Annotated in this window: 22 protein-coding genes; 2 read left to right on the top strand and 20 right to left on the bottom strand. The window is 38.0% G+C overall.

The window, feature by feature from the left end:
* The 4 genes from Q0X77_RS08605 to Q0X77_RS08595 form a co-directional block, all read right to left on the bottom strand.
* The coding region (locus tag Q0X77_RS08605; protein ID WP_297795981.1) for a hypothetical protein at window positions 1-376 on the bottom strand (376 nt) is incomplete at its 3' end.
* Window positions 377-551: 175 nt separating this feature from the next.
* Window positions 552-3,221: a LuxR C-terminal-related transcriptional regulator gene (locus tag Q0X77_RS08600; protein WP_297795978.1), complete on the bottom strand. Its 2,670-nt coding sequence runs from the start codon at window positions 3,219-3,221 to the stop codon at window positions 552-554.
* A gap of 66 nt (window positions 3,222-3,287) precedes the next feature.
* Window positions 3,288-3,404, bottom strand: a complete 117-nt coding sequence (locus tag Q0X77_RS15375; protein ID WP_366939201.1) for a hypothetical protein — start codon at window positions 3,402-3,404, stop codon at window positions 3,288-3,290.
* 350 nt (window positions 3,405-3,754) lie between these two features.
* Window positions 3,755-4,507 carry an SDR family oxidoreductase gene (locus Q0X77_RS08595; protein ID WP_297795976.1) on the bottom strand — a complete coding sequence of 251 codons (753 nt, stop codon included), beginning with the start codon at window positions 4,505-4,507 and terminating at the stop codon, window positions 3,755-3,757.
* Window positions 4,508-4,654: 147 nt separating this feature from the next.
* Here Q0X77_RS08595 and Q0X77_RS08590 point away from each other — a divergent pair, with 147 nt between their 5' ends.
* Together Q0X77_RS08590 and Q0X77_RS08585 are read left to right on the top strand one after the other, a co-directional pair.
* Window positions 4,655-5,926 carry a mechanosensitive ion channel domain-containing protein gene (locus tag Q0X77_RS08590; protein WP_297795973.1) on the top strand — a complete coding sequence of 424 codons (1,272 nt, stop codon included), beginning with the start codon at window positions 4,655-4,657 and terminating at the stop codon, window positions 5,924-5,926.
* 116 nt (window positions 5,927-6,042) lie between these two features.
* Window positions 6,043-6,651 (top strand): hypothetical protein, encoded by a 609-nt coding sequence (locus Q0X77_RS08585; protein ID WP_297795970.1) that lies wholly within the window; start codon window positions 6,043-6,045, stop codon window positions 6,649-6,651.
* Window positions 6,652-6,709: 58 nt separating this feature from the next.
* On the opposite strand, the gene Q0X77_RS08580 is transcribed toward Q0X77_RS08585, so the two are convergent.
* From Q0X77_RS08580 to Q0X77_RS08505, 16 genes are all read right to left on the bottom strand, one after another.
* Window positions 6,710-6,931 carry a hypothetical protein gene (locus tag Q0X77_RS08580; RefSeq protein WP_297795968.1) on the bottom strand — a complete coding sequence of 74 codons (222 nt, stop codon included), beginning with the start codon at window positions 6,929-6,931 and terminating at the stop codon, window positions 6,710-6,712.
* Between the two features lie 269 nt (window positions 6,932-7,200).
* A complete protein-coding gene (locus Q0X77_RS08575; RefSeq protein ID WP_297795965.1) occupies window positions 7,201-8,655 on the bottom strand; it encodes a membrane dipeptidase in 1,455 nt (484 codons plus the stop codon).
* A 209-nt stretch (window positions 8,656-8,864) separates the two neighbouring features.
* Window positions 8,865-10,967 carry a translation factor GTPase family protein gene (locus tag Q0X77_RS08570; RefSeq protein ID WP_297795963.1) on the bottom strand — a complete coding sequence of 701 codons (2,103 nt, stop codon included), beginning with the start codon at window positions 10,965-10,967 and terminating at the stop codon, window positions 8,865-8,867.
* A 918-nt stretch (window positions 10,968-11,885) separates the two neighbouring features.
* Window positions 11,886-12,608: a protein-L-isoaspartate(D-aspartate) O-methyltransferase gene (locus Q0X77_RS08565; RefSeq protein ID WP_297795960.1), complete on the bottom strand. Its 723-nt coding sequence runs from the start codon at window positions 12,606-12,608 to the stop codon at window positions 11,886-11,888.
* Window positions 12,609-12,663: 55 nt separating this feature from the next.
* The gene (locus Q0X77_RS08560; protein WP_297795957.1) at window positions 12,664-13,191 is read right to left on the bottom strand and encodes a DUF4251 domain-containing protein; all 528 of its coding nucleotides are present in this window, start codon (window positions 13,189-13,191) and stop codon (window positions 12,664-12,666) included.
* A 56-nt stretch (window positions 13,192-13,247) separates the two neighbouring features.
* The gene (locus tag Q0X77_RS08555; protein ID WP_297795955.1) at window positions 13,248-13,907 is read right to left on the bottom strand and encodes a class I SAM-dependent methyltransferase; all 660 of its coding nucleotides are present in this window, start codon (window positions 13,905-13,907) and stop codon (window positions 13,248-13,250) included.
* Window positions 13,908-13,969: 62 nt separating this feature from the next.
* Window positions 13,970-15,859: a CocE/NonD family hydrolase gene (locus Q0X77_RS08550; protein ID WP_297795952.1), complete on the bottom strand. Its 1,890-nt coding sequence runs from the start codon at window positions 15,857-15,859 to the stop codon at window positions 13,970-13,972.
* A 116-nt stretch (window positions 15,860-15,975) separates the two neighbouring features.
* Complete coding sequence (locus tag Q0X77_RS08545; protein ID WP_297795949.1) at window positions 15,976-17,532, bottom strand: T9SS type B sorting domain-containing protein; 1,557 nt, start codon at window positions 17,530-17,532, stop codon at window positions 15,976-15,978.
* 140 nt (window positions 17,533-17,672) lie between these two features.
* Window positions 17,673-19,004, bottom strand: coding sequence for a Gfo/Idh/MocA family oxidoreductase (locus tag Q0X77_RS08540; protein ID WP_297795946.1), 1,332 nt, complete (start codon window positions 19,002-19,004; stop codon window positions 17,673-17,675).
* A gap of 96 nt (window positions 19,005-19,100) precedes the next feature.
* Window positions 19,101-21,269, bottom strand: coding sequence for a DUF5916 domain-containing protein (locus tag Q0X77_RS08535; RefSeq protein WP_297795943.1), 2,169 nt, complete (start codon window positions 21,267-21,269; stop codon window positions 19,101-19,103).
* 218 nt (window positions 21,270-21,487) lie between these two features.
* Window positions 21,488-22,084, bottom strand: coding sequence for a hypothetical protein (locus Q0X77_RS08530; protein WP_297795940.1), 597 nt, complete (start codon window positions 22,082-22,084; stop codon window positions 21,488-21,490).
* 3 nt (window positions 22,085-22,087) lie between these two features.
* Window positions 22,088-22,576 carry a sigma-70 family RNA polymerase sigma factor gene (locus Q0X77_RS08525; protein WP_297795938.1) on the bottom strand — a complete coding sequence of 163 codons (489 nt, stop codon included), beginning with the start codon at window positions 22,574-22,576 and terminating at the stop codon, window positions 22,088-22,090.
* Window positions 22,577-22,756: 180 nt separating this feature from the next.
* Window positions 22,757-23,848: an amidohydrolase family protein gene (locus Q0X77_RS08520; RefSeq protein WP_297795934.1), complete on the bottom strand. Its 1,092-nt coding sequence runs from the start codon at window positions 23,846-23,848 to the stop codon at window positions 22,757-22,759.
* Between the two features lie 74 nt (window positions 23,849-23,922).
* Entirely contained in the window at window positions 23,923-24,543 is a 621-nt protein-coding gene (locus Q0X77_RS08515; RefSeq protein WP_297795931.1) for a nucleotidyltransferase family protein, read from the bottom strand.
* Entirely contained in the window at window positions 24,543-25,553 is a 1,011-nt protein-coding gene (locus tag Q0X77_RS08510) for an XdhC family protein (protein ID WP_297795928.1), read from the bottom strand. The genes Q0X77_RS08515 and Q0X77_RS08510 overlap by 1 nt, the downstream gene beginning before the upstream one ends.
* Entirely contained in the window at window positions 25,554-26,753 is a 1,200-nt protein-coding gene (locus Q0X77_RS08505) for a molybdopterin molybdotransferase MoeA (RefSeq protein ID WP_297795926.1), read from the bottom strand.
* Window positions 26,754-26,815: the final 62 nt, after the last annotated feature.

The raw sequence follows: 26,815 nt of genomic DNA, 5'->3' as shown, positions 1-26,815 counted from the left end.
CTATGCATAGGTGCAGACATTGAGGTGGATAAACAAGTAACTCATCAATTAGCTCATGGATACTATTTTCTTTGATTCTATGGTAGTCATCTAATACTAGGATCACGGTCTTGTCTACTTCGTCAAGCTCATTGATCAAGTTATGAGCAATCGTTTTTATAGGTGGAAGTTCTCCTGCAGCTGAAATGGTTTCGGTAAGAGGAACACCATTAGGGACTGCTGTATGCAGGGCTGCTACCAAATATTGAAGAAAAACTCGAAAGTCGTTATCTCCTTTATCTAGAGATATATAGCAACTTGTTGCAGTTGTTTCCTGAAGCCATTGGCTAACGGTTTGGCTCTTGCCATATCCGGCAGGAGCAGAAACCAAGGACATTGGTTTTTCCAGACCTGACTCAAGCTTCTTAATTAAACCTCATCGAATAACCTGTTCTTTAAAGATGGCGGGGGGATGTAACTTGGTTTTAAGCATTTGAATACGAAGAATTAAAAGACGCTGTTTTAGATTGATTTTTATAAAAATAAAGAATTGTTGGGAAAGTTTAAGACTATTAAATAAGTCCCAATTCCCGTGCTCGGTTCAAGAGACTAACCCTAGAAGATGTGTTAAACTTTTTCCCCATATTGTAAGTATGTTTTTTGATGGTTCCTTCGGATACAAACAGGGCATTTGCGATCTCTTTGTTTTTCAGTCCGGTTGCCAGTAACTCAAGGGTTTCAAGTTCCCTTTCCGTTAGAACAACCTTTTCTGAAACCTCAATATTTTTGTGAAGTGCACTATCTTTCTTGTCAGAAACTTTTATAATTAACTTATCAATTTCATCAATAAAATCAGAAGCAACCCCCTTTTCTCTCAATGAATCTAAAAGCACCATAGCTGATTTTCCTGCTTCGATAAATGGTCTTATAAAACCATGTTTCTCAGCCAGAATGACCGATGTTTTCAGCTTTTCCATTGAAGCTTTCTTTTGCCCCATTTTTTCTAATGCCAGTGACAGTAGGAGGTTTATTTCAACAAGTTGGCAATCCAGATGGGAAGATGATGCTATATCAAGCATCGTGATTAAAATTTCTTCAGCTTTTTGCAAACATTCGGGGGTTCCTTTTGCAATGAAAACTTTTGCTTTCGTCATATGGGGGTTTTCCTGCCAGAAAAACATTCCTGCAAAACTGGGTGGCTCATTGAATGTATCAGCCCACTGGAATGCCGCTTGAATATCTCCTTGTAAAATAGCAATACGGGATTGCGCAGATTGCACTAGAAGCAAACTTACTGGATCACCTATTACTTTAGCATAATCAATAGTGGCAGAAATGATTTTAAATGCCTCCTTACTCTTACCGTTTAGCTGGTGAATCAGGGCAAGTGAAACCTTTGAATCGAAAACCACAATGGTGTCTATGACATAATGTTTCTCACTAGTGACCTCAAAATGGTCAAAAGCTTTATCTAATTGAAACAACTGAAGGTTAACCAGGGCTTGAAGGTAGAAACTCCAATTCAAAAGGAAGTTCGCTCCGATCTTTTTTGTGAACATCTGCATTTGATCCGCTGCATCAAGGGCACTTCTCAATTCACCGGCCAAGAGATGCACGAAAGCGAGTGAGCCCCAATAATAGGCAATATCCATGCGCGTATATTGTTCCGTTCTTTTTATTCGGCTATTTAAATCTGTTACAGCCATGTTATAATTACCTTTTCTTTGTAAAGCTAGGTAGCGTAACAATTCAATATTGCATCTTACATGCTCATGTAAATGATCACATTGTTTCAAACTTTGGTCAAAAGATTGTATACTGCCTTCAGTATCACCCGTCCAGTATTGGAAATTTCCCTGAAAAAAGTATAATTCAGAAGATAGATGTGGATCTGGTACGGTATCTTTAATAAGTATATTTACTTTTTCCAGGATGGGTGGGATTTCCTCAAGGTGAAATTGTCCAAAAGCATGCCATGCCTTTACAAGCTGAAGGCTCGGGCTGTTCTCTTTCACATCCAACGGCAATTTGTTGAGCCAGGTTTCAACTTTCCCTACATTTTTTAGAAACTCGTCATGAGCATTGATTTTTATAATTATTGCCGCTTCTTCATACTTTCCGGACTTTATCATATGACCTAACGCTTCCTCAATCAGTCCTTGGTTTTCAAACCACTTTGCCGCTAAATAATGAACCCTTTTAATTCTCTCAGTATCAAATCTTGAGCCTAAATGTGTAACAAGTGTTTTCTGGAATAAATGATGGTATCGAAACCATTTTCGCTTATCATCAAGCGGGATAAGGAAAAAATTAGAATTAATGAGTTGATCAAATAATGTTTCTGTTTTTAAAAAGTCAGAATTGTCATCTTCCTTAGGCTGAAAGCAAGCTTTGACCAGCTCGAGACAATACCTATTAAGCAATGCTGTTGAAAACAATAATTCCTTCATGTCGTCGGACAAACCCGAAAGTATTTCTTCAATAAGAAAATCACTAAGCGTGTTCAGGTCTCCTGTAAATGAAGACAGTTCATTTTCTATATTCGGTTTGTTTTTTGATGCCAATGAAATCAATTGCAAAGCAGTTATCCATCCTTCTGTCCTTTTTTGCAACGAAGCCGCTAAAGACCTTTCCAGCTTGATTCCATGCAGTTTATAAAACAACCCAATAATCTCTTCTTCGGTAAAAGTGAGTTCTCTCATACGAATTTCAATCATCCTGTTATGAGCCCGCAGGTTTTCAATTCGAATCGGAGGATCTCGTCTTGTCAGCATGCATAGATGAAGGTTCTCAGGTGGATAGCGCAATAACTCGTCAATAAGTTGATGAATTGCATCATTGCGAATCAGATGATAATCATCAAGAACGACGATATAATTCACCTGAATCTGATCCAGTTCGTTGATGAGCGAGTGGGCAATTGATTTGTTATCAGGCAATTCAGGGGCCTTGACCAAGGCTTCTGCTTTTTCTAATTTTCCAGGAAACACCTTTCGAATCGCGGCAATCATGTAAATCAAGAACGTGCGATAATCGTTTTCATCACTGCTTAATGATAACCATGCAGCAGGGTGCTTATTTTCTTCTATCCATGAACTAACAAGCATACTCTTTCCATAACCAGCAGGAGCACAAACCAATGAAAAAGGCTTGTACATATTTTTATTGAGTTCATCAATCAGGCGAAACCTGAAAACGTGTTCAAGGCTTAATGGCGGGCGGTGTAGTTTTGTTAAGAGCATAACTCAATTTAATTGTTTTTGTTTTCAACAATTAATCATTCGATTCAGAAAAACGATACAACAACGTTAATTTACTTCAATTAATCCACACTCTCTTGCTATTTTTAATAATTCAATACGGCTATTTACATTCCATTTTTGACAAATATTGTAAATATGCTTTTTTACAGTGCCTTCAGCCACAAAAATAATTTCTGTGCAATCTCTTTATTTCTGAACCCATCTGCAACAAACAGTTCTAAGCACCAGATCATCAGTCACAAGAGGCCGATACATTTTAGTCCTAAGAATCGGAGATAGATCTGGCATAGAGCGTTGAGTTTATTAAGCTAAATTAAGGGGGGATTTGTTGATATTTAATGATCTGGCACGTCCAAAAATATGAAATTATTACAATATAGAATTTAAATCCCTGCTAAGCACGTTTGGTTAGTCCTTTTACCCTCTGTGAAAATTAAAAGTGAACACTGCACGCTCCCCTTTTTTTTATCTGTCCGCTTTACGAACAGAAATTAGATATTGTATTTTTCATATTATCTAATATAGCTGCCAGCATTGAAATCTACAGTGGAACCGGTGGCGTGGTCCATCTGTCCACTGCTCATCAGCACAACCATTGGGGCTATATCTTCCGGTTTGGTTAACTCTTTTAAAGCCATTTCATTTAGTATCTTTTCTTCGCCGAGTTTACTAATGGCCTCTTCGGCCATTTCTGTTCGGGTAAACCCGGGGGCTATTACAAAGGATTTGATATTGTATTTACCAAAGGACCTTGCCACTGTCCGTGCAAGAGATGTTAATCCCCCTTTGGATGCTGCATACGCGAGATATTCCTCGGTTTCACCACGGAATGCGGCCCTGCTGCCAATGTAAATAAATCGTCCTCCACCTGTAGATTTAAAATGTTCAATACCCAATTTAGTTATTAGTCCCACTGATTCGAGGTTAATAGCCATTGTTTTTCGCCAGGTATCAAGCCATTCCTTTGTAGTACCTGCTGTTGACTGTGGTAAAAATACACCGGCGTTCAGTACAATGGTATCTAATTTCCCTAGTTGTTTAATCGCTCGTTTAAAAAGTATTTCTACTTCATCGGCATTGGATAGGTCCGCCTGGAAAGTTTCCGAAAGGGGATAATCACGTTTAATCTTATTAGCTTCTTGTGCGCTCCGGTTGAAATGGACACCGACCCTGGCATTTGCTTCCAATAAATGAAGGGCAATTGACTTGCCAATACCTTTGGAAGCGCCGGTAACTAAAATGTTATGTCCCTCTAAGTCCATCATATGCTATACTGTATAAAAGTGAAAGTATTGAGAATCTGATAAAATTCCAAGTTTTCCGGGATGTGCAGTTTGGATTAATGGCAGAATACAAATCTTAAAAATGATAATTCAGATTTTGGCTGTAATTTTGCATAAAATCCTGTTGCAATGAATTACGAAATCGCTCACCTCCTATATGATTACCTGATTGAACTTGGTATATCCCAATCATTGGCGAGATATTTAAATCTTGCAGGATTACTATTGGCCACGTTGTTTTTAATAGGCCTGTTCGACTTTATTATTAAAAAGGTCATACGCAGATCCTCCGCCGTTTTGGCGCGCAGGACGAAAACAAATCTGGACGACATTGCCATTACAAATAAGCTCCCCAGATTATTGGCACATGTCCTCCCGCTGCTCCTGGCTATAGAGTTGATTCCTGTGGTTTTTTCAGACTTTGCGTATTTAGGTGGAATGGCTTTGAAGTTTGCAAATATTCTGGCCATTATTCTAATCCTGAACATTGCAAAAAGCATTTTACGAAGTTTGAGGGATTACCTTAAAACACAACCACGCTTCCAGGATAAGCCTATTGATAGCTATATACAGGTGTTTATGATAATTGGCTGGATAATGGCCATTATGACCATTTTTGCGATAATTACAGATACTTCTATCTGGAAGTTTTTCACAGCACTGGGAGCTGCCTCAGCTATTCTGCTTTTATTATTCAAGGATTCCATTCTTGGGCTGGTTGCAAGTATTCAGGTAAGCATGAATGATATGGTTAGAATCGGGGATTGGATCACCTTTGAAAAATATGGGGCAGACGGGGACGTAATTGAAATAAATTTGGCTACGGTCAAAATTCAAAATTTTGATAAGACCATTACGACGATACCCACCTATGCCCTTATTACCGACTCTTTCAAAAATTGGAGAGGGATGCAGGAATCGGGTGGTCGACGAATTAAACGCGCGTTGATTATTAAGCAAAAGAGTATAAAATTCCTGACAGATCCTGAAATTGAAAAACTAAAAAAAATTCACCTTCTATCCGATTATTTGAACACTAGAAATGCAAAAATAGGGATGTATAATAAGGAGCACACTATTGACAAAACCCTGCTTCTGAATGGTCAAAACCTCACCAATATTGGTGTTTTTCGGAAATATATTTCGACCTATCTGGAGAAACACAGTGCTTTAAACAACAATATGATTATGATGACCAGGCAACTCGCACCAACTCCGCAAGGGATTCCTATTGAGATTTATGTATTTAGTAGTGACAAAAGATGGCAGAACTATGAATATATCATGGCAGATATTTTTGATCATTTATTGGCTGCGGTTTCCTATTTTGATCTTGAAGTATTTGAATTGCCAACATCACTTGAAATGCACAATGTGCAGAACAACCCTACTACTGTCTAGGGCAATAGATCAAAATATTTATTACATCCAATTAGTAACAGAAAATCTCAAATCTACGATCTAACAGCTGTTGCACAGGATTAATTATCTATCTTGTATATCCAAAAAAAAATTCTGTGTATAAAAAAGTAGTATTTCTTTGTGCTTTGTGTACCATTTTTATTGGTTACACTCAGGATAAGAAAATTGAAATTATTACCGAGGATATTCCCAATCGGATTGCATTTTACGCGGTGAACAGCAATGAGCAGGACCTTGATGTTAAATTTATATTGTCCGGCTCAAATTTTAGGCAAAGTCGTGCAACGCCAAGATATATAAGGGTTCCGGCTACCTCGAAGGTACATATGAAGACCATTGTTCTCATGAGAGGTAAGCGTCCTACGTATACCTATGAGTTAAGTGTAAATGATAGTCTTTCAAAAAGGGCGTTGATCAAGGAATATGAAAAAATCAAGATTAAACCTCCAAAACAAATAACGGTTTATGTACCCGGCAAATGTGATCAATGTGATAGTTTGATAGCGCCTTTAAGTGAAAGCAAATACCTGTTCAATCTTGTTAAACTCGATGAAAAACAGGAATTAAAGGAGCAACTGCAATTGGCATTTGGCCCCGAAACTCCAATAGATTCACTTAATTCTCCTATTGTAAATTTATCAGGAAAACTCTATACAAATTTGGTTACCTATGAATTGTTAATGGAGCAGATGAATAAAAACTGAATTTTTTTACTTGCTATAAATTTGAGGTTAGAGGGGTAAAACTAAAATTTTGGAAACACTAGACATCGGGTCTTCCTTTAAGCCTCTTTTCCAACTTTTTCTTGAGAACTGTTAAGCGTTTCATCAGATCCATTAAAGTGGCATCCTGTGTCTGCTTGTAGAGTTCATTCAGTTCCAATATAAGTGCTTTTACTTCTCTTGAAGCAACAATGCGATCATTTGTTGTAAGCTTGTTCCACTTTCGTTGTTCAAACAAATGAGCCTTTTCTATTACGTCCATAGTTACTTTAATTCTTATTTGTTAAATGGAAGATACATCTAATTCTTAGATTAGCAATATAATTAAAACGTCTGGTATTGCACATAAACCTGTCATAATTCCCTGCTAAATATCTATCGTACCCAACACTATTTCTTTAAATAATTGATAAGTATAAGTATTTCTGCGTTAAAATTATAAATTCTATTGCTTTGTTTAATATGTTTAACATATGTTTAAACATATTTAAGTTGGGACTCGTTTCCCATGCCCCGCATGAACTAAGGAAATTACTTGAAGTAGGATTTTAGAAAGTTTTTGCCATTCACCGACATTATTCTTTCTATAATTTCATCAGCATCTATTATATTCATGGTGTTTACCAGATTATGTGCTAACATATAATTGTACGCATGCCGTTCCAGGAAGTCAGCCAGGTAAGGTAATTCTTCAGCGGTCCAAAAGCCGTTCAGAGAATCGATTATACCATCAAAATCAGAGCCAATTACCATGCAATCCCAGGCAAAAAGGCCTTCTGCATCCAAAACTTCCGCAATATGTTGTATTTGATTCCACAATAATGCCGAACGGTAATGCATAATTTTATGCCGTTTGAGACTCTTTTTGGTCTTTTTCAGGGTTTTCTTATTGACAATACGGCGTTCATCGAGCTGTAAACCTACAATACCTTTACTTCTTGCTATTCTTATTAGTTCTTCGTCGAAGAGATTTATAGCAACCGGATTGAGCTTAGCCGCAGTAGTGGAATTTGCCGCAACCCGATGGTCAAAAGACTTAAGGCCATTACATGCTGCATGGCTGGCAATAACAGGAATGTCTGCATACCTTGGATCACCCGAATCTAAGAGCTGATAATATTCTTTTCTGGCCTGAATACTCATATGTTTAATATCGGGTAGGATCCTTTTTTGGTCTGTGTTATCAAGTAAACGCTCCAGAACTCTCCTTCCTGTTGAAGTAAACCCACTGTTGAGTCCTTCAGACTGATCTGCAAATTTCAATATAATCCCGGATAAACTCTCAGCATGACCGCAAAGTTGATTCCAAAAGTGGTGCGCAATGGTGACAAAAAAAGGTCGGAACTCCCAATTCCTGATCTTTTCCAGATTTCCCATAATTTCTGCCTCACTGTAGGGTTGCCTAAGTCCTGTATTAAGGACATGAAGTCCTTCAATACTTAATACTACACAGATCGTATGGACTTTATTTCCTGCAGCATTCTGATTCCTTACAGCTTCAATTTCCGAATAGTTGCCAACCATTTTATAACGAAACTTACCTTCGGGCAAATGAACAATCTTTCCATCCAATTGCTTGTAAAAACCGTACTGATCCTCTACATCCTTAAAATAATTGGTTATGCCCTGTATATAATCAATGCGCTTATCCCCTATTCCCAAAGCAAAATTCGCAGCAAGATCCAATACCAGTTCATTGCTCATCTTGTTTCGTACGAACCATTTCTCAAGCGGATAGAGGGATACAACTACAATACCAACCCCTCCTTTTACAAGGCTCGTAAAGTTTGCCTGTGAAAATTTGGTAAGCCCTGTAGTATAGTTTAATAATTTATCAAAAATGGAAGGGGGATCATAATGCCAAATACTACGCTTGCTGTTTCTATGGCTAATATGAATTCCCGTTGGCTCATAATTAAAGCTTTTACCAAATGGCTTTAAGGAAGGATGACAATGAAAATCAATATACTCATCGTTAAAATACATTATGTCCTTAGTTTGATTATGCTACTAAGAAAATTACTACATTTTTGTCTATTTTACCATAGGAATGTATCATTTATCCCGGAAGATGTATGTCTGGCATTTTTTAGTGATCTGTTTTTAGAACCGGACAGATGAAATTTTGGGAGTAATAAAAAACCATACCGTAATAAAACATCACGGTATGGTTAAAATTTAAGTTAGTGCTACGACTAGTTTTTAACCAGAGTTTGTTGTACACTATTAGGCACCGCTTTAAATGCGGAAAATGCAGAATTAAAAGTGGCCTTCCCTTGTGTCAGCGATCGTAAATTCGTGGAATATCCATATAACTCTGCCTGAGGCACGGTACATTTCAGAATTTGATAATGATCAATACTGTCTATCCCTTGTATGATAGATCTCCTCGACTGCAAATCGGTCATAACATTACCGACCATTTCTTCGGGAACCTTAACTGTCAGTTCCTGAATTGGTTCTAATAATTTAGGTTTGGCATTTAGAAAAGCTTCTTTAAAAGCATGAGCTCCTGCTATCTTAAACGCGATATCATTAGAATCTACTGAGTGCATTTTACCATCGTAGACCATTACTCTTACATCCCTGATATAAGAACCTGTAAGGGGCCCGGCCTCCATTACTTCCAAAATTCCTTTTCTAATGGAAGGTAAGTAGCGAATATCTATAACACCGCCAACAATGCAGTTGTAGAATACCAATTTCCCGCCCCAGGCGAGTTCAACTTCTTCCTTTCCTCTGATGTTGAAACCTTCAGGTTCGGGCATACCCTCATACCAGGGCTCTATTTTCATATGCACTTGTGCAAACTGACCTGCTCCACCCGATTGCTTCTTATGTCTGTAATTGGCATTAGATGCCCGCTGTATTGTTTCCCTGTACGCAATTTTAGGTGGTTCAAATTTGGCTTCTATTCCATAGATATTATCCAATGTCCACTTTATAGTCGCCAGGTGAAGTTCTCCCTGACAACCTAAAATCATTTGTTTTAATTCCTTGGAAAACTCAATGACCACAGTTGGATCCTGACTATGAATTTTTTTAAGGGCTTCGCTTAGTTTCTCCTCCTCATTCTTATTCACAGCTGATACCGCTTTTCTTGTTCTGGGTTCGGGATACTGAATAGGTTTAATTGTAATTGGTTTGCCGGGGGCATGAAGGGTATCATTGGTATTCGTACTCTTCAATTTCAAGGTAGCCCCAATATCACCAACTTCAAGTTTGGCGACCGATTCTCGTTTTTTGCCGTCCATTATATAAAGATGGTTGAGAATTTCAGTTTCACCATTTCGGGAATTCACCAACTTATCATTTGCTTTGACTTCCCCTGATTTCACTTTAAAAAAGGATATCTGACCCAAACTTGGCTGATAAACAGTTTTGAAAACAAATAAGGCAGTAGGAGCTTCTTTTTTTCTAACCAGTAATTCACCTTCAACTGTCTGTTCAGGTTTTAGGTCTGCTGCAGCCGGGGCTACATTATCTATGAAACCCATTAGCCTTCCGGAGCCCATATCGTTTAATGCGGAAACACAGAAAACAGGAAATAGTTCATGATTAAGCATTCCTGCTTTTATCCCCTGGCGCATTTCATCTTCGTTAAGCGTGCCTTTATCAAAGAACAATTCCAATAATTCTTCATCGTTCTCTGCAGCTTTTTCAACAAGTTCATTGTGTAAATAATCTGCCCTTTCCTTTTGATCTTCAGGAATTGGTAATTTTTCAGGCTTCCCACCTTCAGGTGGAAATTTATAACATTTCATTTTGAGCACATCAATGATGCATTGTGCTCCATCAATAAGCAGGGGATACTGAATAATTACGGCATTATTCCCAACAAGCGCCTTAATACCCTTAAAAGTATTTTCAAAACTGGCATTCATATGGTCTATCTGATTGACCACAAAGAGTGTTGGTTTAGAATAGGTGTTGATGTAATTCCAAATAATTTCAGTTCCAATTTCTACACCGTGTTGAGCATTTAAAACTGTAACAATTGTATCAGCCACCCTTATTGATGAAATAATTTCACCGACAAAATCATCTAAACCCGGAGTGTCAATAATGTTAATTTTGTAATTACGCCACTCTGTATGTAATGGAGTGGCGTAAACGGAAGTTCCTCTTTCGTGCTCAATTTCCTGATAATCTGAGACGGTATTCTGCGTTTCCACAGTCCCCCTCCTGTTTATAAGGCCGGCTTCGAAGAGCATAGTTTCTGCTAATGTAGTTTTGCCACTGTTATGTGCCCCTACGAATACCACATTTTTAATGTGCTTGTCATCATATATTTTCATATGTCTTTTGTTTTTGGGAATAAAATCATAAATCTATTATGGAAATAAAACATAGCATATGACTTTTGTTAGGTTTTGACAAGACTTGTTCTTACAAGATAGGTTTTAATTGCTTTTCATCCTCACTTTTTCTGTCTTTTTTCTAAAAAAGCAAGGTATCCGATATTATTTTTAAAAATATTATTAAAAATATAAATAGTCTTTAAAGTACTATATATCAGAAATATAACATCTTTTCCCTCCCCTTCTGTAGTGTTGTAAATGTTAAAAATTGCATAATACAGTACTATTTTATACATAGTACTGTAACAAAATAAATTATTTATCGTCTATTAATTGTAAGTCAGTAAGATTTACGATTTATAAAGAGAAAAAAATAGTCATAACAACTTAAAAATTACAAGCGATGAGAAATTTCAGCAATCAGACCCCAACAGAATCAAGAAGGTATTCATTCTTCTCTAATTTTAAAAACAGTAAGAGAGTACGCTGGTCAGAAGTAAGGCACTACACCAATTAATAATACTATCAAAAAACGAACAATCATGAGACATTTTATCCAACAATTACCAACAGAATCCAGAAGACATTCATTCTTTTCAAATTTTAAAAACAGTAAAAGAGTACGCTGGGCAGAAGTAAGACATTATACCGTCTAAGAATATTAGATTGGAGAAATACAAATAGTTAACAATATTAAAAAACAAAGAGATGAAAAATTTATTACAACATTCGCCCACTGATTCTAAAAGGTTTTCATATTTTTCGAACCTAAAGGACAGTAAACGAGTCAGATGGTCAGAAAGTAGAAATTATGTACGATAAAAACAAACACAAAACCGAGTCTACAGTAAGAACTGAGACATAAAAAAGGAGGTAAATGAAATTAACCTCCTTTTTTTATTGCCTTTTGTAAACTCAATTCCTGGTTCTTGTCAAAGGAACAAATCTTACTGCCATTACTTCTTTGGTTTTAAATTTCCCCTGCTTTTTGGTAATTAAAACCAACTGCCTGACCCCATTATGGGGTCCAACCGGAATAATCATCCTCCCTCCTTCTTTTAACTGATGCTGCAGTGCATTTGGTATTTCCTCAGCTCCTGCCGTAACTATAATTGCATCAAAAGGCCCTTTCTCCGGCCAACCGAGATATCCATCGCCTGCTTTTACCTGTATATTGTTGTAGCCTAATTCGGAAAGTTTATTTTTTGCTCTCAATGCCAGCTCTTCAATAATTTCTATTGTAAATACTGAATCTACTATTTGTCCCAAAACCGCCGCCTGATATCCCGATCCCGTGCCTATTTCCAATACCCTAAAATTATCCTTTAATTTCAGGATTTGAGTCATATATCCCACAATATAGGGTTGAGATATGGTCTGCTTCAGCCCTATGGGTAATGGACTATCCGAATAAGCATAGACCTGCATATCCGGCGGTACAAATTCATGTCGGGGAACAAGCCGCATAGCCTTGAGGGTGGATGGATCAGTAATTTGCCTTGCCATTAACTGCTCCCTGATCATCTTTTCCCGTAATTGGTTGTGGTTAATCTGGCCCCGGGCAAAAATGGTGGATAAGGAAATTATTACAATAATAACTACCTCAAATACAGATCTATTTTTAAAAAAAGTAACCATCGATGTTTATTTTTACAAAGGGGACTTCTTGTAAAGCAGATCTATGCGTAATTTTTTAGTTACTTATTTCTGCTTTTAAAGGTTTTAAATACCCGTAATAATTTATAGAATTCCTCGCACTACTAATTACGTTAATTGTGGTTTGACCGGCATAGCCAACAGTGAGCTTTAAATCATGGCGTTCAGTCCCGCTGCGTACACCAATCCTTATTACCGTGCGTCTTTTATTATCAATATGCTCAACTTCATATTTATCAGGAATTCCCTTATAGGCTATCCCCGGATTTTTATTATAGCCACCTGCGCCCCTTACCACCCCAAAATAGGGTAAATCCATATTCAACTCTCCATCTTTAACAATAAACCGATTGATATTTGTGGCAAGTGAAACCTCTCCGGCGCCTATAGCCGTAGCCCTGGTGGCATCAAATATATAGCTGCCGGAATCAACAAGATTTTTTATGGCTTCAAAGGCCGTATTTTTACCAGCCTCTTTTTTTTGTTGCTTTTCATTTTTAGACTGTGCTGTTAAACTCCCTGTCACCAGGAGTAGTACCAAAATTTTAAACAGTGTATTTTTCATTTCAATTAGTTTTATATGATTCCTTAGGGTTAGCAATAATCAAGATACTAAAATATTCATGATTCCGGAAGAATCCCGACCATTACCCATATCCTTTTTTGAGAATTCCTTTCCCAGTTGCCAAGGTCTTTTTCTATTCTGGTTACCTTAAAACCAACTTCTTTCAATTCATTTTCAACATATCCCGGGGAAAGGGTATGCGCCTTGGTTTGTTCCTGGCGGGATTTCCCAATCATTTCACTCTTAAGCTTTTCAAGTATCAGAATACGACCATTAGGTTTTAGTGCCTTTTTAGCATGTTGAAGGATTTCTCTATAGTCCTTCATTTCATGATAGGCATCTATGATTAATACAACATCTAAAGAATTTTCCGGTAATTTGGGATCGTCATAATCCCCTAAAATGGTTTGGATGTTTTTTATCCCTCTTTCCAGTGCTATTTCATTCAATGAATTTAAGCGATCCTGTCTGACATCTACAGAAAATACCTTCCCGTTCTCACCAACGTACCTCGCAAGATGGAAACTCATATAGCCCTGGTGACAGCCCACATCAGCTATATCATCACCTTGTTCAATATTCGCCATTTTAAATATCTGCTCCGGGTTCATCCATTGATCCCGATCCTTCCAATCACTTTCTGAATATTGGCCATACAAGGCAGGAGCGGTTACTAATGCAACAAGAATAAATAAAGCCTTTATACTGGAAAACATGGATATAAGATACTATTTTCCAAGTCCAACAGGACTTAAAATTATCATAAATAAAAAAACGTTTACTTCTTTATAATGGGCAACCTAATCTGCGAGGGGTATTGTTTGGAATGATGCACCGTATTCGTAGCAATAACGGCCTCCTTTTCATCATAATTCCTTCCACCTGTATTTAGGTTTCTCGCAAATCTCGGAAAATTACTACTTGATACTTCTATTCGAATACTGTGTCCCTTATCAAAATAATTACTCGTGGCCATGGGGGTTAAATCAATTTTATAAACCTTATCTTTTTCCATAAACACCTCTTTGTCATAACCTTCTCTATAACGAACACGCTGGATGGTTTCATCCAAATTGTATGCACGACCATCGGGGTAAACATCGATTAGTTTTATGGTAAAATCCGTATCCCTGGCGTCAGAGGAAATGTACAAGGTACTTTCAATAAAGCCTGTGACTTCAGTACCTTCTTTCAGCGGTTCTGTTGTATAAACCAGAATGTCCTGTCTGGTTTCCATTGCTTGCTGATCATATGCCCCTCCTTTTACAGCATTTCCTGTACAACAAACATTACCCCCATAAGAGGTAACAGGATTCATGGGATCATATACAAAGCTATCGGGTGAATTCATGGCTTTTGGTTTCTTACTACTAAGCACCCCATTGCCGTTGATGCTGTTAGCCTTTCCAGCACTGGACAAATAGTATGTTTTCAGCTCAGATTCTTTTGGGGGCCACTCTTCAGCAGACTGCCAGATATTACTCCCCATAGTGTAGTACTGAACTCTGGGGGTCCGGTTCTTAAAATCATTATTCTCTTCTTTAAGCCAAAGATCGAACCAGGAATAAATTTGTTCGCCGTAATTCAGTCTTGCATCTCCTACATTTCGTTCACCCACAATTGTATTCTCAGTAGCCCTGGTGTATCTGCAGTGCAATGTGGGTGCTATTACCAAATACTGGTTTTCCCTTACAAATTCGTCCTTGCTATTAGTTCTAACATGATTAAACAAAGCGAGGTTAGGGCTGATGGATACATCATACCAGGAAGCAAACCAGAAACCAGGGACTCCAATTTCCATATCGTCATGGTATAGCCCTCCTTTGTACCAGTCTTCATGATTAGGAGTTCGCCTCACCATCTTGTCAAATACTTCTTTTTTGCCATGAATATTCTGAATAATATCCTGAATTGGTAAATGTGCCAGGGCTTGTGACATATCTACGGGTGGATTCTCCGGCGCTAAATCATAGAACCTGGAAATACGGATAAGATCTTCCTGACTGGCTCCTTCAGGGATTCTGGGTTTATATATATCATGCTCCACGCTATATAGCCATGCAAAAAAAAGTAACTGTTCGGCTCCACCTCTGTACCAGTTACCCTGTTCGAAGTAGTTGCCTACCCTACCAACACCGGCTCCAAAGCTTTGAGGTACCATAGCAGCATAGGAAGGATGATCTAAGGCAGCAACAGCCATTTGCCATTCTGCTGTAGATGAACAGCCCAAAGTACCAATCTTTCCATTAGACCAGGTTTGTTCCTTCATCCAGGTAAAAGCATCATAGCCATCCGTAAGGGGTACGCCCAAGATGTCCCATTCTCCTTCGGAATAATATCTTCCCCTTTCATTTTGTACTACATAGGCATATCCCTTCTGTACCACTTCATAAGCTTTTTCAGCGGTTCTGGTCCTTTGCTCACCGTCACCCCATGAATTAAAATTATAGGGAGTTCTGGAAAAAATAATTGGAACTTTTTTATCAGTTTTGGGGCGGTATATGTCGGTAGCCAATCGTATCCCATCTCGCATAGGAACCATTACTTTCTGATCTACTATGGCAACTTCATTAAGCTTTTCAAAAATATCGCTCTGTGCGCTGGCCTGAGTGATGCCTGATGAAAAGATTGAAATTGATATGAATATTGCGTTAAAGATTGTTTTCATTATATCCTCGTTGAATTAATTGTTATTTATGGCTAAAAGTAACTAAAAATAAGCGATGAGACTTCAGCTAGTATGAAGGTATTCTTTAATTTTTGTAGTTTATTTCTATAAATCAACTATCTCTTTAATACAAAAAAGCCTACCTGGGTATTGCCCTCTGCGGTTTGTATTCTGTACCAATACGAATCAGACGCTAAAGGTTTACCGTTAAAATTCCCATCCCAGCCCTGATCCGGGAATAATTGTTTTAGCAATTGACCATATCTGTTAAAGATATGTACCGTACTTATTTCAATTTCCGGAGTTGAACTTACTATCCATTGATCATTGAACCCATCGTTATTCGGGGTAAAGAATTTAGGTACCGGTATAGATTCATCAACTTCTTCAAAGCCAGTTGTGGTAAATGATTCCTCCCTGCAATTCTCCGCAACTAAACTTGGGTTATAAGGGATTATAGTTACAAAAATTGTACTTGCTTCGGGAAGAGGCTGTTCAAAGCTATAAGTTGTTGCATTACCCACATCTAGCATATTTACCAGATCTGTTCCTCCCGAAGAAGTACCCACAGAAAGAATATAGCCAAATGCGCCACTCACAGCTGCCCATTCCAAATTAGAGTTCTCCCCAATATCACTAGCCCCATTCTGAGGCACCAAAAGATTCGTGCAATCCGGAGGAACCGGTCCTGCACCAGTAGTAAACGAGATTGGTTGACAGTTAGGGGCCACCCCCAGGTCGTTATAAGGTGTTATTCTAACATAGTAAACCGTATTTCCCTCAAAATCCGGAGGTTTAAAATTTGTGCCGCTGCCAACATCAAAATTATCAAGGATTTTAACGCCTCCAATTGAGGTTTTCTCTATGGTCATCAGGTAACCGGAAGCATTAAAATCTCTTATCCAGGTGATATTTGCCGTTACAGAAATAAACTCACCACCGTCAATAGGATCAATAATCTCAGTACACATAGGTGGATTATTTCCTCTTGTCCTGAAGGTAATCTCCGCGCATGAAGGAGATTCTCCGGCATTATTGTAAGGGGTAATGGTGATATATATACGTTGAGAAAGGGGGAAGTCTGAAGGAGGGTCGTATGAAGTTACATTGCCTGTATCAAAATTATTCAAAATATCATTGCCTCCGGAAGTGGTGCCGATAGTTAAAAAGTATCCGGCGGCCCCTGTTTGGCCCGTCCAGCTTATGTCAGTACCGGGCGGCACACCATAAGCCCCGGCTACCGGGTTAGAAAGTGTAACACAGCCGGGTATATTACTGGCATTACCGGTAGTAAAACTTTCCTCCATGCAATTAATGGCATCCCCATTATTATTATTTGGAATAACGGTAACATAGTAGACAGTATTTGGCATTAGGCTTGTGGCAGGCGTATAGTTTAGGCTATTCCCAACAGAAATCCGGTTTAAAACATCTGTTGCACCCGGGCTCGTCCCCATACTAAGAAAATATTGCGTTGCATTTGGGACGGCCACCCATTGAATTTCAGTGTTTACAGAAACATTTGTTTCGCCATCTAATGGGGAAGACAAGGTTGTACAATCCGGAGGGACTTGTGCGTCTAAACCGAATATAACCCAAAAAAATACAAGACTGAGTAGAATTTTTATTTTGGGAAAGTTAAATACCAGCCTATTTATTACCAGTTGATCCACCTTTAAAGATAGGAGAAATATTAAAAATGACACTATTTTATAGCTTGGTCATTAAAAAAAGTGAATACTTTCTTCTATGAGAATTGCGACACTCAATTAAAGCAACTCATTCTAAATTGGATTGTATGGCTACAATTAAATTAAAATTTTCTATACTTTTTTTTCCGCATCTTATTCGCGCTTTTATTTTTCTCAAATTTTTCTTTTTCCGGGTCCCAGTTTAAGGTCTCCCCCAGTTCATAGGCAATATTGGCAATATTACATATACTGGCAGAGCGGTGACCAGTTTCTACGCCGCATACGGGTTGCGTTCTATTTTTTATGGCATCTATCCAATCCTGATAATGATCTTTCTTTACCTTGTATAGACGGGTATCAGAGTCTTTTAGCTCTACCGTCAGAATTTCTGCCGGGTTGGTTTCAAAATAATTTCGACTTATATCCATCTGTCCCTCCGAACCAAAAAAACGAACACCCCAACCACGCTCAAAATCTTCATGAATAACTTCTATCCCGTTTGCATAATACATTTTTAGGCCACGCACGGCATTTTTATCTGCGGGCGGAATATATTTCACCGGCCCCGTAGAGTCCATTCCAAGTGCCCATTGGACAATATCAAACATATGTGCACCCCAGTCGCATAAAATACCCCCTCCTATTTCCTCATAGTATCGCCAATTCGGCCAAAAATCGACATCATTATTTGAAGGGCTAATCCTGTGGTTGTATGCTAACAGAGGAGCAGGACCACACCAATTGTTCCAATTAACTTCAGGTGGAAGTGTTTCGGCCGCCAGATCATATGGCCTGGCAGGATCACCGACATTTACCAGAACTTTCTGAATTTCCCCTAAATATCCATTCCTAACCAATTCACAAGCTTTTCTAAAGTTATCCCAGGAGCGCTGCATACTGCCTGTTTGAACAATTTTGCCTGTTTTATTGGCCCATTTTACCATCTCCGATCCTTCTTTTAGCGTATGCGTTAAAGGTTTTTCACAAAATACATCTTTACCGGACTTCATAGCGTCTATGGATTGTAAAGCATGCCAATGGTCCGGAGTGGCAATAACTACAGCATCAATCTCTGATTGATCCAGGAGTTCCTTATATTCAAGGTACGTATTAACACTATTATAATTTGATTGATTCCGATGTTCAGCATAAACCTTCTCAACCTGTTGTTTGAACCATGCATTTTTTGTAGACCACACATCACAGCAGGCTATGATTTGAGCATTTGTATGCTCCACGAATCGTGATGAAAGTCCCCTACTCTGCTTTCCAAGACCAATAAAACCAAGATTTACTTTATCACTGGGAGCAATAAAACCTCTACCCAAAACATGTCTTGGTATTATTGAAATTGCCCCTAAAGCGACAGAGGAATTTCTGATAAATTTTCGACGTGATAAACTAGTTTCTTTACGTTCCTGTGTATCCCTGGTATTCGGTTTCTGAGTTTTCATAATCGATTCTATTGTTGTTGATTTAACTATTAAATTATTAAGAAAAAATTAATTATCCATCAATAGGAGAAGAATAAGTTGTTGATCCCGTATCTCTCATTTATTGAACCAATACGTCATTTTGAGCGTAAGTGACCAGATTCTGCCATTTAAAGGATCCAATAATTCATTGTTCGTGTAAACAAGGAATAAATCTGAAGCCGGTGCATAGCGCCACTGAAACCTGGAATTTAAATTAAAGTTTTTTGATTGCTCGTTATACTGGAATAAAGTAGCAAAAAATAACTTATTGGTAAAAGTAATATCTATTTCAGAACCAATGAGCCAAAATTCGGTAGTATTCCATGGTTCAGGTAATTTTATATTATTATAACTGATATTTGAACTGAGGCTTACATAGGGCTGAAAGCGATAGCCTAGTTCAGTAGTTAAACTTAAGAGGGAACCATCTTCATAATATCCGCCATATCTTCCGCCTAAAGAATAGGTAAACATACTTTGTGGTCTTGAATTATAGCTCGCTCCAAAAGCATTCCATCTATGTTTCGTTCCCGTGGCAAGTGAATCTTTACCGGTACCGGTAGGGTCGAATGGGGCAAGTAGTTCTACATATTCATTAATACCTTCAAAACTTAAACTGCTTCTATTACGGAAGTTTAAGAGGTATTGCAGTGTGTTTTGATGATCGGTTTGTTTGATATTTTTATCAAAAAAATAAATCGAATTAACCACAGGACCATGACTTAAAACCGGACCGGCTTCAGGAAAAAACAGGTAACCTAAGAATGCATTGAAGTTGAAATACCCTTTTCTTGGAACAAAGCCAACTTCAGCCGTATATGTGCTATCCACATATTCTTCTTTAATGCCCCAATTCCATTTTCTACTTTTATATTCAATATTGGCTCCCTGCGTAATCCCGTTTCCATTTTTATCCGGTGCAAAGGACTTTAATAAAAATGCCTTTCCATTCCACAAATTATCGGATGAGGCCAAATTATATTCCATCCCTAGATTTCGATTATACTTTGGATAGATGGTACGCAAAGAATCTGTATCCTGAGGATAATTGATAGACTGTTTGTTTACGAAGAGGAGCCCTATGGAAGATCGGCTAAATACCCGTCGCTGTAAGCTAATCACCCCAAAATTTTGACTTGGTAACCCTGTATCTTCATCTTTTTCAGTTTGAATATCCATAACCCCCAGCCGCCAATTTTCATCAATGTTCCCACTAAGTCTTAGACCTGCATTTATAGGGATCCCAAGCCCAATTCTCCTGGAAAAAAATGGCCTGATCCTTTCATATCCAAAGTTGGCAAATATATCGGCATTCTCCAGGAAGAACTGTCTTCTTTCGGGAAAAAACAGTTCAAACCTGTCTAGATTTGTAATCTGACGGTCTACTTCCACCTGAGAAAAATCCGGGTTAATTGTCAGGTCCAGGTTCAAAGAGGAAGACAAACTAAATTTTACATCTCCTCCAATTTTCGCTACATAATCGGTACTTTGATCCAGGTCATAGGTGGTCTGTCCCAAAACATAAGGAATTAAAGAAAAATTGAAACGCGGTGTTGGCGGGGCCTCATCCCATACCAAAACTCCGTTATAGGCCATGGCAGAAGTTGGAAATTGCCTGGGTACCGGGGTCCAACTCGATTTTTCGCTGGAGGCCAAATGCAACCTGCTAAAATTAATCCCCCATTCCTTAACCCCATCTTCATATCGTATTGATTTGAAGGGAAGGGCCATTTCAAATACCCATTTTTCATCATCTCTGGTTACTTCAGAGATCCACTTGCTATCCCAATTGAGATCAACACTGCTTCCGGCAAACATGGTACCATCCCATTGAGCTCCTGCTGCATTGGAGCCAAAAGTGAAGCCGGTAGTCTGATTATTAAAAGGATCCAGGAACAGTAAGAAATTATCATTCTTGTTAAAAGAAAAATCTCGCCTTAAGGATTCCACAAAATAGCGTCCGGATATGCTGTTATAAAAAGTAGCGAGTAAATAAATGTTGGTGTCATCATAAGTCATCCGAATTTCCGTTTTATCCGTTGCCTTATCAATATCCATAGGTATTACCATATGAAAATCTTTAGCAACATCGGCATCCTTCCAGGCCTCATCATCACCAATTCCGTCAATTTTTACCGCTAAATTGGTTTTACGAATATTTAAGCGAAAAGATTCATTCTTTTTTTGAGCAAAAAGCTGCAGCACCAATATCAACAGGAGTAGTGTAAGAGGTAGTTTCTTCATACTGCAGTTCTAATAAAGCGGCCCGAACTCTTCTATAAATAGCAAATGTGCCTTCCAAGACTATTTATAATAAATTAAAGGTCGTAGTTTCTCTATTCTAATAATATGATAAAGCTCAGTTAATATGGGAAAAGGCAGGAATTTCTATGCAAACCAATTAATGGTCAAAAAAAGCTGTACTTAGTTAAGCATCGCAGATTAAGTTTAAACCGCTTAATTTAAGCTTCCAGTTCCTTAAGAATATTCTCTGCAGAATTGGTAATATTCTTATAGCACTTATACCCCCATCTTGTAAATAAGACAAGGAAAATAATCATTACCGGAATATATGCAAGCCATATTTGACTATTGATAAAGAGATCTTTGTTCTTCATTATTTTACTAAATACCGGTAAGGATGTAAACATCAGTACAAAACTCAAATAAATGCCTACCCTTTGCATAAGAAGTAATTGATTTTTTGCTTTGGTATACTTAACGATAGCGTCTTTGTAACTGTTATTTACAATGTTCATACGCTGTATTTTACCAAGTAATCCCAGGGTAATGACAGGTAAAACCAATAGGAAAGCTACGGTAAATAAACCACAAGCGAGCAAGTACCAGGTATCCAATTTATTCAAGTTAAACAAAATGAAGATGGCCATAATAAAACATATAACAGCACCAATAGTTTCATATAACTTTATCTTATCAAACTTGCTCTTGAATCTGTGCTGTGTCATTTTCATGATTAATTCATTGTTTAGCTTTTTTTGCTTTTCTAATTGATCGGTCATATCTGACCAAACTTTTTGGATTTCTTCTAAGTCCATAATTTACTTTTTCAATATCCTGGATTTCAACTTTTGCTTAATTCTGGAGATGCGTGTACCCACATTTGTTTCACTCAATCCTGTGATCTTTGCAATTTCCTCGTATTTCTTTCCTTCCAATAAGAGCAGTATTAAACCTTTTTCCAGAATATTCAGTTGGTGAATATGCTCGTATATAATTTTTAGCTTGTTTTCAAAATCAGGATTATAATTTTCAGTTTGCCGCAGAACAACCTGATCAATAGAAGTTGTTATGGAATGCTTTTTTCTTTTTTTAAATTGACTAATTGCAGTATTTAATGCAACGCGATACATCCAGGTACTGATTTTAGATTCATTTCGAAAAGAATCAAAGGATTTCCACAATTGATAAACAATTTCCTGGTACAAATCTTTTTGGTCCTGTCCATCTTGCGTATAGACCGTGGTGATCTTAAAAATCACGCCCTCATTTTCCTTGATTATCCTGGTAAATGACTCTTCTTTACCCATATTTTCACAACTTCTGCTTAATTAGTAGACCATTGCCCGAAAAAATCACACTTTTTTACAAATTTTATAAAGGCAAATTAAAATGGTTGTTCAGGGATAAGTACAAAACTGCAGTACATAAAACAAAATTTCCGGCATTGGCTAGATCTGAAGTCAACACTAATTGCGGAAACTTTTAATCTAGTTTTCAAATAAATTCGGATCCAATCCCGGCAATAATTTCAGGGCGTTTTTGTAATATACTTTTCGCAATACTTCGTCTGGAAGATCTAATCCATACATGGCCCAGAAGGCATGGTATTTTTTGTAGTAGGGAAAGTATTCATCATCAGTTTCCAAAACTCTGAAATAAGTTGGGAACTCTGAGGGTTGCCAGCTGTCTTTCCCAAAAAGAATTCGATCCTGATAGGTAATAAAAAACTTTCTTGCGTTTCTTGGTTGCCTTCCCAGTTCGGCTATTACAGCACCAATACCCACATACATATTTGGCATTTGTTCCAGTAATTCCGACAGTCTTTGTAAGTTATTGGCATACCAGCCCATATGAGCATTAATGAACTCAGTTTCCGGATGCTTCCTGATCATATTATGCTGTTCATTAATTATTTGCTCCCATGGAGCCGGATTATCTGCTGACCGTTTCCTTCGAGGCCTGGTTTTTAATTCTAACCACCTTTCGTTCGTACTGTCCATGGGATCCCAAAAGGACTTGGGGTCTGCAGCGTGGATAAGGACCGGTATATTTAGTTCCCCGCATTTAGCCCAAATAGGATCTAGACGTGGATCATCAATGGCTATTCTATTGCCATTGATATCCTTATTCCTAAGGCCAAGGCTTTTATAAATTTTTAATCCTTTTGCGCCACTTTTTACATCCTCTTCCAGTTGCTTTACCGCATTATCAGACCAATCCGGACTTCCCACTCCTTTAAAATCCACATTGGCAAAGATTACAAACCTGTTTGGATAATGCTGGTTGACATTGGCTAACATATTTTTTAAGCCCTCACCAGAGCCTCCGCTTAAGTTAACCATGACCGCTAAATTCAGGGTGTCCATTGCATTAATCAATTGCGATAAGTCTTGTGTAGCCATCTGAAATTGATGGCTATGGATATCAATAAATGGATACTTCGCTTTCTCTACAATATTTTCCGGAACCACCAGAGTGGATTTTGGATTGTATTCTTCAAAACTCATTTCCTGCGCACAAGATTGAAAAATTACATTTAAGAATACGATGGCAACAAGACAGGTTTTAAAATTGGTCATAAAAGTGATTTTCGTTAAAGGGATGTACTCTATTTTAGGAAGTATTTATAAACAACAATCAAAAATAAAATATCTCAAAATCGTTTATCCTTATTCGCATTCATTTCCAATAACTTGTTATAATCTTCCTGAGTATCTACGTCAAAGGTCTTCCCAAAGGTGTCTAAAGTATAAATTTTATCTGTAAATCTTTTAAGTAAATTATGAGCACCATGATCCTCGTCCAATTTACTTAAATCCTTAAAATAAAATTGGTCAAACAAGGCAGGAACTCCTGTTTTATGCCCGTATTTGGTAGCTATAAGATCCTTCTTACCCCGGGTATAGAGTTCTATCATTCGATTAAGATATTCTGAATTAATTAAAACCTGATCAGCTAAAAGAATTATTACCGCCCTGATGTCTTTCTCATATGCTGTAAGATAATTAATCCCACATGAGATTGAGGATCCTATACCCTTTCTCCATTTGGTGTTTTCAATTATATTAACATCATTGATATTATGAATCGACTCTTTGATTAATCCTGCATTAGATCCCAGTATGACCAGGACCTCACCGGCCATTGATGATTTTGCAGTCCTGATGGTATTCTCAAGAAGGGTTGAACCTTTCCAGGGTAAGAGTTGTTTTATTTTACCCATTCTACTTGAAGACCCTGCTGCCAGTATTAAAATAGCTACCTGAGAATTCATTAATTGTGTATCGTTCCCGTTTTATTTTTTAGGAGCATAGGCTCTTTTTTTCGTATCACCGTAAGGATTTCAGCTATTATGGATATTGCAATCTCCTGTGGGGTCTCTGCCCCAATATTTATTCCGGATGGTCCGTAAACAGATTCAAAGAATTGCTCTGAAATCTCCGGATGGTACTCTATTAGTTCATTTAATAACTTTTCCCTTCGTGCCGCAGGCCCTAATAAGCCCAGATAAATTGGCGTGATTTCTTTAATTGCGACTAAATATTTTAAATCTTTTACGTAGCTATGGGTCATTAATACAACAGCAGTTTGATTGTCAATTAAACGGGTATCGAATTCTTCCGGCAACTGGGCTTTGAAATCCTGCACACCCGGAAAATCCGTTTCGTTTTTTTCTTCTGCCGGACCGGCTATGATCATTACTTCCCAACCGGTCATGCTTGCATAAGAACACAATTGTACGGCATCATGCTCCGCACCTATTATGATCAATTTAAAACAAGGGGTCATAACCTGTTCAAAGCTTTCTCCTGCTAAATGCCCTTTATAACCGGGCCTCAGAGCCTTATTAGCATTATCAAATTTTAAGAGAGTACCAAAATCCGGGTTAGCCGTTTCCGTTCTCTCAAAAGAGCTGATAAGTTCAAAATTCTCCCTTTTTTTAATGGTTTGCCAAAAAATATCTATGGTGGTTTCGTCTGGCATAAAAGGTTCGATAAGAATATATAAAATACCTTCGCAGCCCAGCCTATAACGGCCATCGTAGGTCATAACCCTGGGGATTCCATTTTGTAAAACACTTTGTGCCTGGCGCTGTACTTCCTTTTCTACACATCCTCCGCTAACTGCTCCAACCATCTTTCCGTTGTCAAGGATCAACATCCGTACTCCGGGACGGCGATATGAAGATCCTTCCAGAGCCACAACGGTGGCCAGTACTGCCTTGCTTCCAGATTTACTGTACGATTGGTAGGCTGTGAATATATTCTTTAATTCATGCGTCATTTAAACGAGAGTTCTGGTACTTATAAAGGATACTTTCTCATCCGTATTATAGGGTTGTTCTCTGGGTATTAATTTAATAAATCCGTCTGATCTTGCTAAACTGGTTAAATCTCCGGAACCATTATCCTTTACAAACCTGGCTTTAAGAATACCGTTTTCCCATCTGGTTTTCACTCCAAGAAATCGGGTTAAACTACCCTTTATGCTTATAGGTTCCTCCAAAGATACTTCAACTTCAGGTAATGGCAGTCCTAAGGAATGTAACAACCAAGGTTTAAAATAAATATAATAATTAGCAAATGTTGATATTGGATTTCCGGGGAAAGAAAAAATTACGGTATTTGAGTCTTCATGCATCCCAAACCAGAAAGGCTTCCCGGGACGTTGTAAAACCCCGTGAAACACATTTTTTACGCCTAATTCCCCTAATACTTTGGGGATAAAATCAAATTTCCCCTTAGACACCCCTCCGCTCATAAGTACAACATCCATTTCCTGTATTACATAAGATAATTTCTGCCTAATCATATCTTTATCGTCCGATAAATGTAACAGCAACGGTTCAATATTTTCTTTTTGCAGGGCAGCATAGAGTGTATATGAATTCGATTTCCTGATTTGATGGGGCAGTGGATGCTCTTCTACCTCTACGAGTTCATTTCCCGTTGAAATAACCGCTATCCCGGGTAGTTTCTTAACTTTAACTGTGGCTTTTCCAACTGATGCCAATACACCAATTTCCGCCGCTGTAATCCTGGTGTCTTTGTTCAAAACCAATTCACCCTTTTTCTGATCACTTCCCTTATAATGAATATTTTGCCCTCTTTTTGCTAAAGTATTGATAGTTGCTATTTCATGTTCTACACCAATATCTTCATACATAACAACGGTATCTGCCTCAATGGGCACTACTGCTCCTGTCATTATTTCCACACAATTCTCCTGTTCTAAAAATGGATAAGTTTTCTGACCTGCAGCGATTACCGCCTTGATGTTAAAAGACTTTCGGCCATTTTCAATAGCGTCATAATTGATTGCTATCCCATCCTTGGTGGCACGATCAAAAGGGGGGAAATCTCTATCGGCGTGTATATCTTCGGCCAGTACTCTTCCAACAGCCTTTTTTAAGCTTACGTTTTCCTCTCCATAGTTTTGGCTATAGCTAAGAACCAGATTGTATGCATCACTAAAAGCAATCATAGCTCCAAATCTAAATTAATTCTGTGAATTCCTGCCAGGTACCTGCCCATATTTCTATTCAT

This window comes from uncultured Eudoraea sp. (genome assembly GCF_947258925.1).
GTDB lineage: Bacteria > Bacteroidota > Bacteroidia > Flavobacteriales > Flavobacteriaceae > Eudoraea.
Note: the sequence above shows the minus strand (reverse complement) of the source record. Positions and strands in the feature narration are given on the sequence as shown.

Coding starts and splice junctions, on each gene's coding strand:
- Q0X77_RS08530 (WP_297795940.1), bottom strand. CDS start 22,084: ATGGACTTAGAAGAAATCCAAAAAGTTTGGTCAGATATGACCGATCAA.
- Q0X77_RS08515 (WP_297795931.1), bottom strand. CDS start 24,543: ATGAATTCTCAGGTAGCTATTTTAATACTGGCAGCAGGGTCTTCAAGT.
- Q0X77_RS08565 (WP_297795960.1), bottom strand. CDS start 12,608: ATGGTTACTTTTTTTAAAAATAGATCTGTATTTGAGGTAGTTATTATT.
- Q0X77_RS08560 (WP_297795957.1), bottom strand. CDS start 13,191: ATGAAAAATACACTGTTTAAAATTTTGGTACTACTCCTGGTGACAGGG.
- Q0X77_RS08575 (WP_297795965.1), bottom strand. CDS start 8,655: ATGTATTTTAACGATGAGTATATTGATTTTCATTGTCATCCTTCCTTA.
- Q0X77_RS08580 (WP_297795968.1), bottom strand. CDS start 6,931: ATGGACGTAATAGAAAAGGCTCATTTGTTTGAACAACGAAAGTGGAAC.
- Q0X77_RS08540 (WP_297795946.1), bottom strand. CDS start 19,004: ATGAAAACTCAGAAACCGAATACCAGGGATACACAGGAACGTAAAGAA.
- Q0X77_RS08570 (WP_297795963.1), bottom strand. CDS start 10,967: ATGAAAATATATGATGACAAGCACATTAAAAATGTGGTATTCGTAGGG.
- Q0X77_RS08595 (WP_297795976.1), bottom strand. CDS start 4,507: ATGATGGACTTAGAGGGACATAACATTTTAGTTACCGGCGCTTCCAAA.
- Q0X77_RS08505 (WP_297795926.1), bottom strand. CDS start 26,753: ATGATTGCTTTTAGTGATGCATACAATCTGGTTCTTAGCTATAGCCAA.
- Q0X77_RS08555 (WP_297795955.1), bottom strand. CDS start 13,907: ATGTTTTCCAGTATAAAGGCTTTATTTATTCTTGTTGCATTAGTAACC.
- Q0X77_RS08525 (WP_297795938.1), bottom strand. CDS start 22,576: ATGGGTAAAGAAGAGTCATTTACCAGGATAATCAAGGAAAATGAGGGC.
- Q0X77_RS08600 (WP_297795978.1), bottom strand. CDS start 3,221: ATGCTCTTAACAAAACTACACCGCCCGCCATTAAGCCTTGAACACGTT.
- Q0X77_RS08550 (WP_297795952.1), bottom strand. CDS start 15,859: ATGAAAACAATCTTTAACGCAATATTCATATCAATTTCAATCTTTTCA.
- Q0X77_RS08535 (WP_297795943.1), bottom strand. CDS start 21,269: ATGAAGAAACTACCTCTTACACTACTCCTGTTGATATTGGTGCTGCAG.
- Q0X77_RS08520 (WP_297795934.1), bottom strand. CDS start 23,848: ATGACCAATTTTAAAACCTGTCTTGTTGCCATCGTATTCTTAAATGTA.
- Q0X77_RS08590 (WP_297795973.1), top strand. CDS start 4,655: ATGAATTACGAAATCGCTCACCTCCTATATGATTACCTGATTGAACTT.
- Q0X77_RS08510 (WP_297795928.1), bottom strand. CDS start 25,553: ATGACGCATGAATTAAAGAATATATTCACAGCCTACCAATCGTACAGT.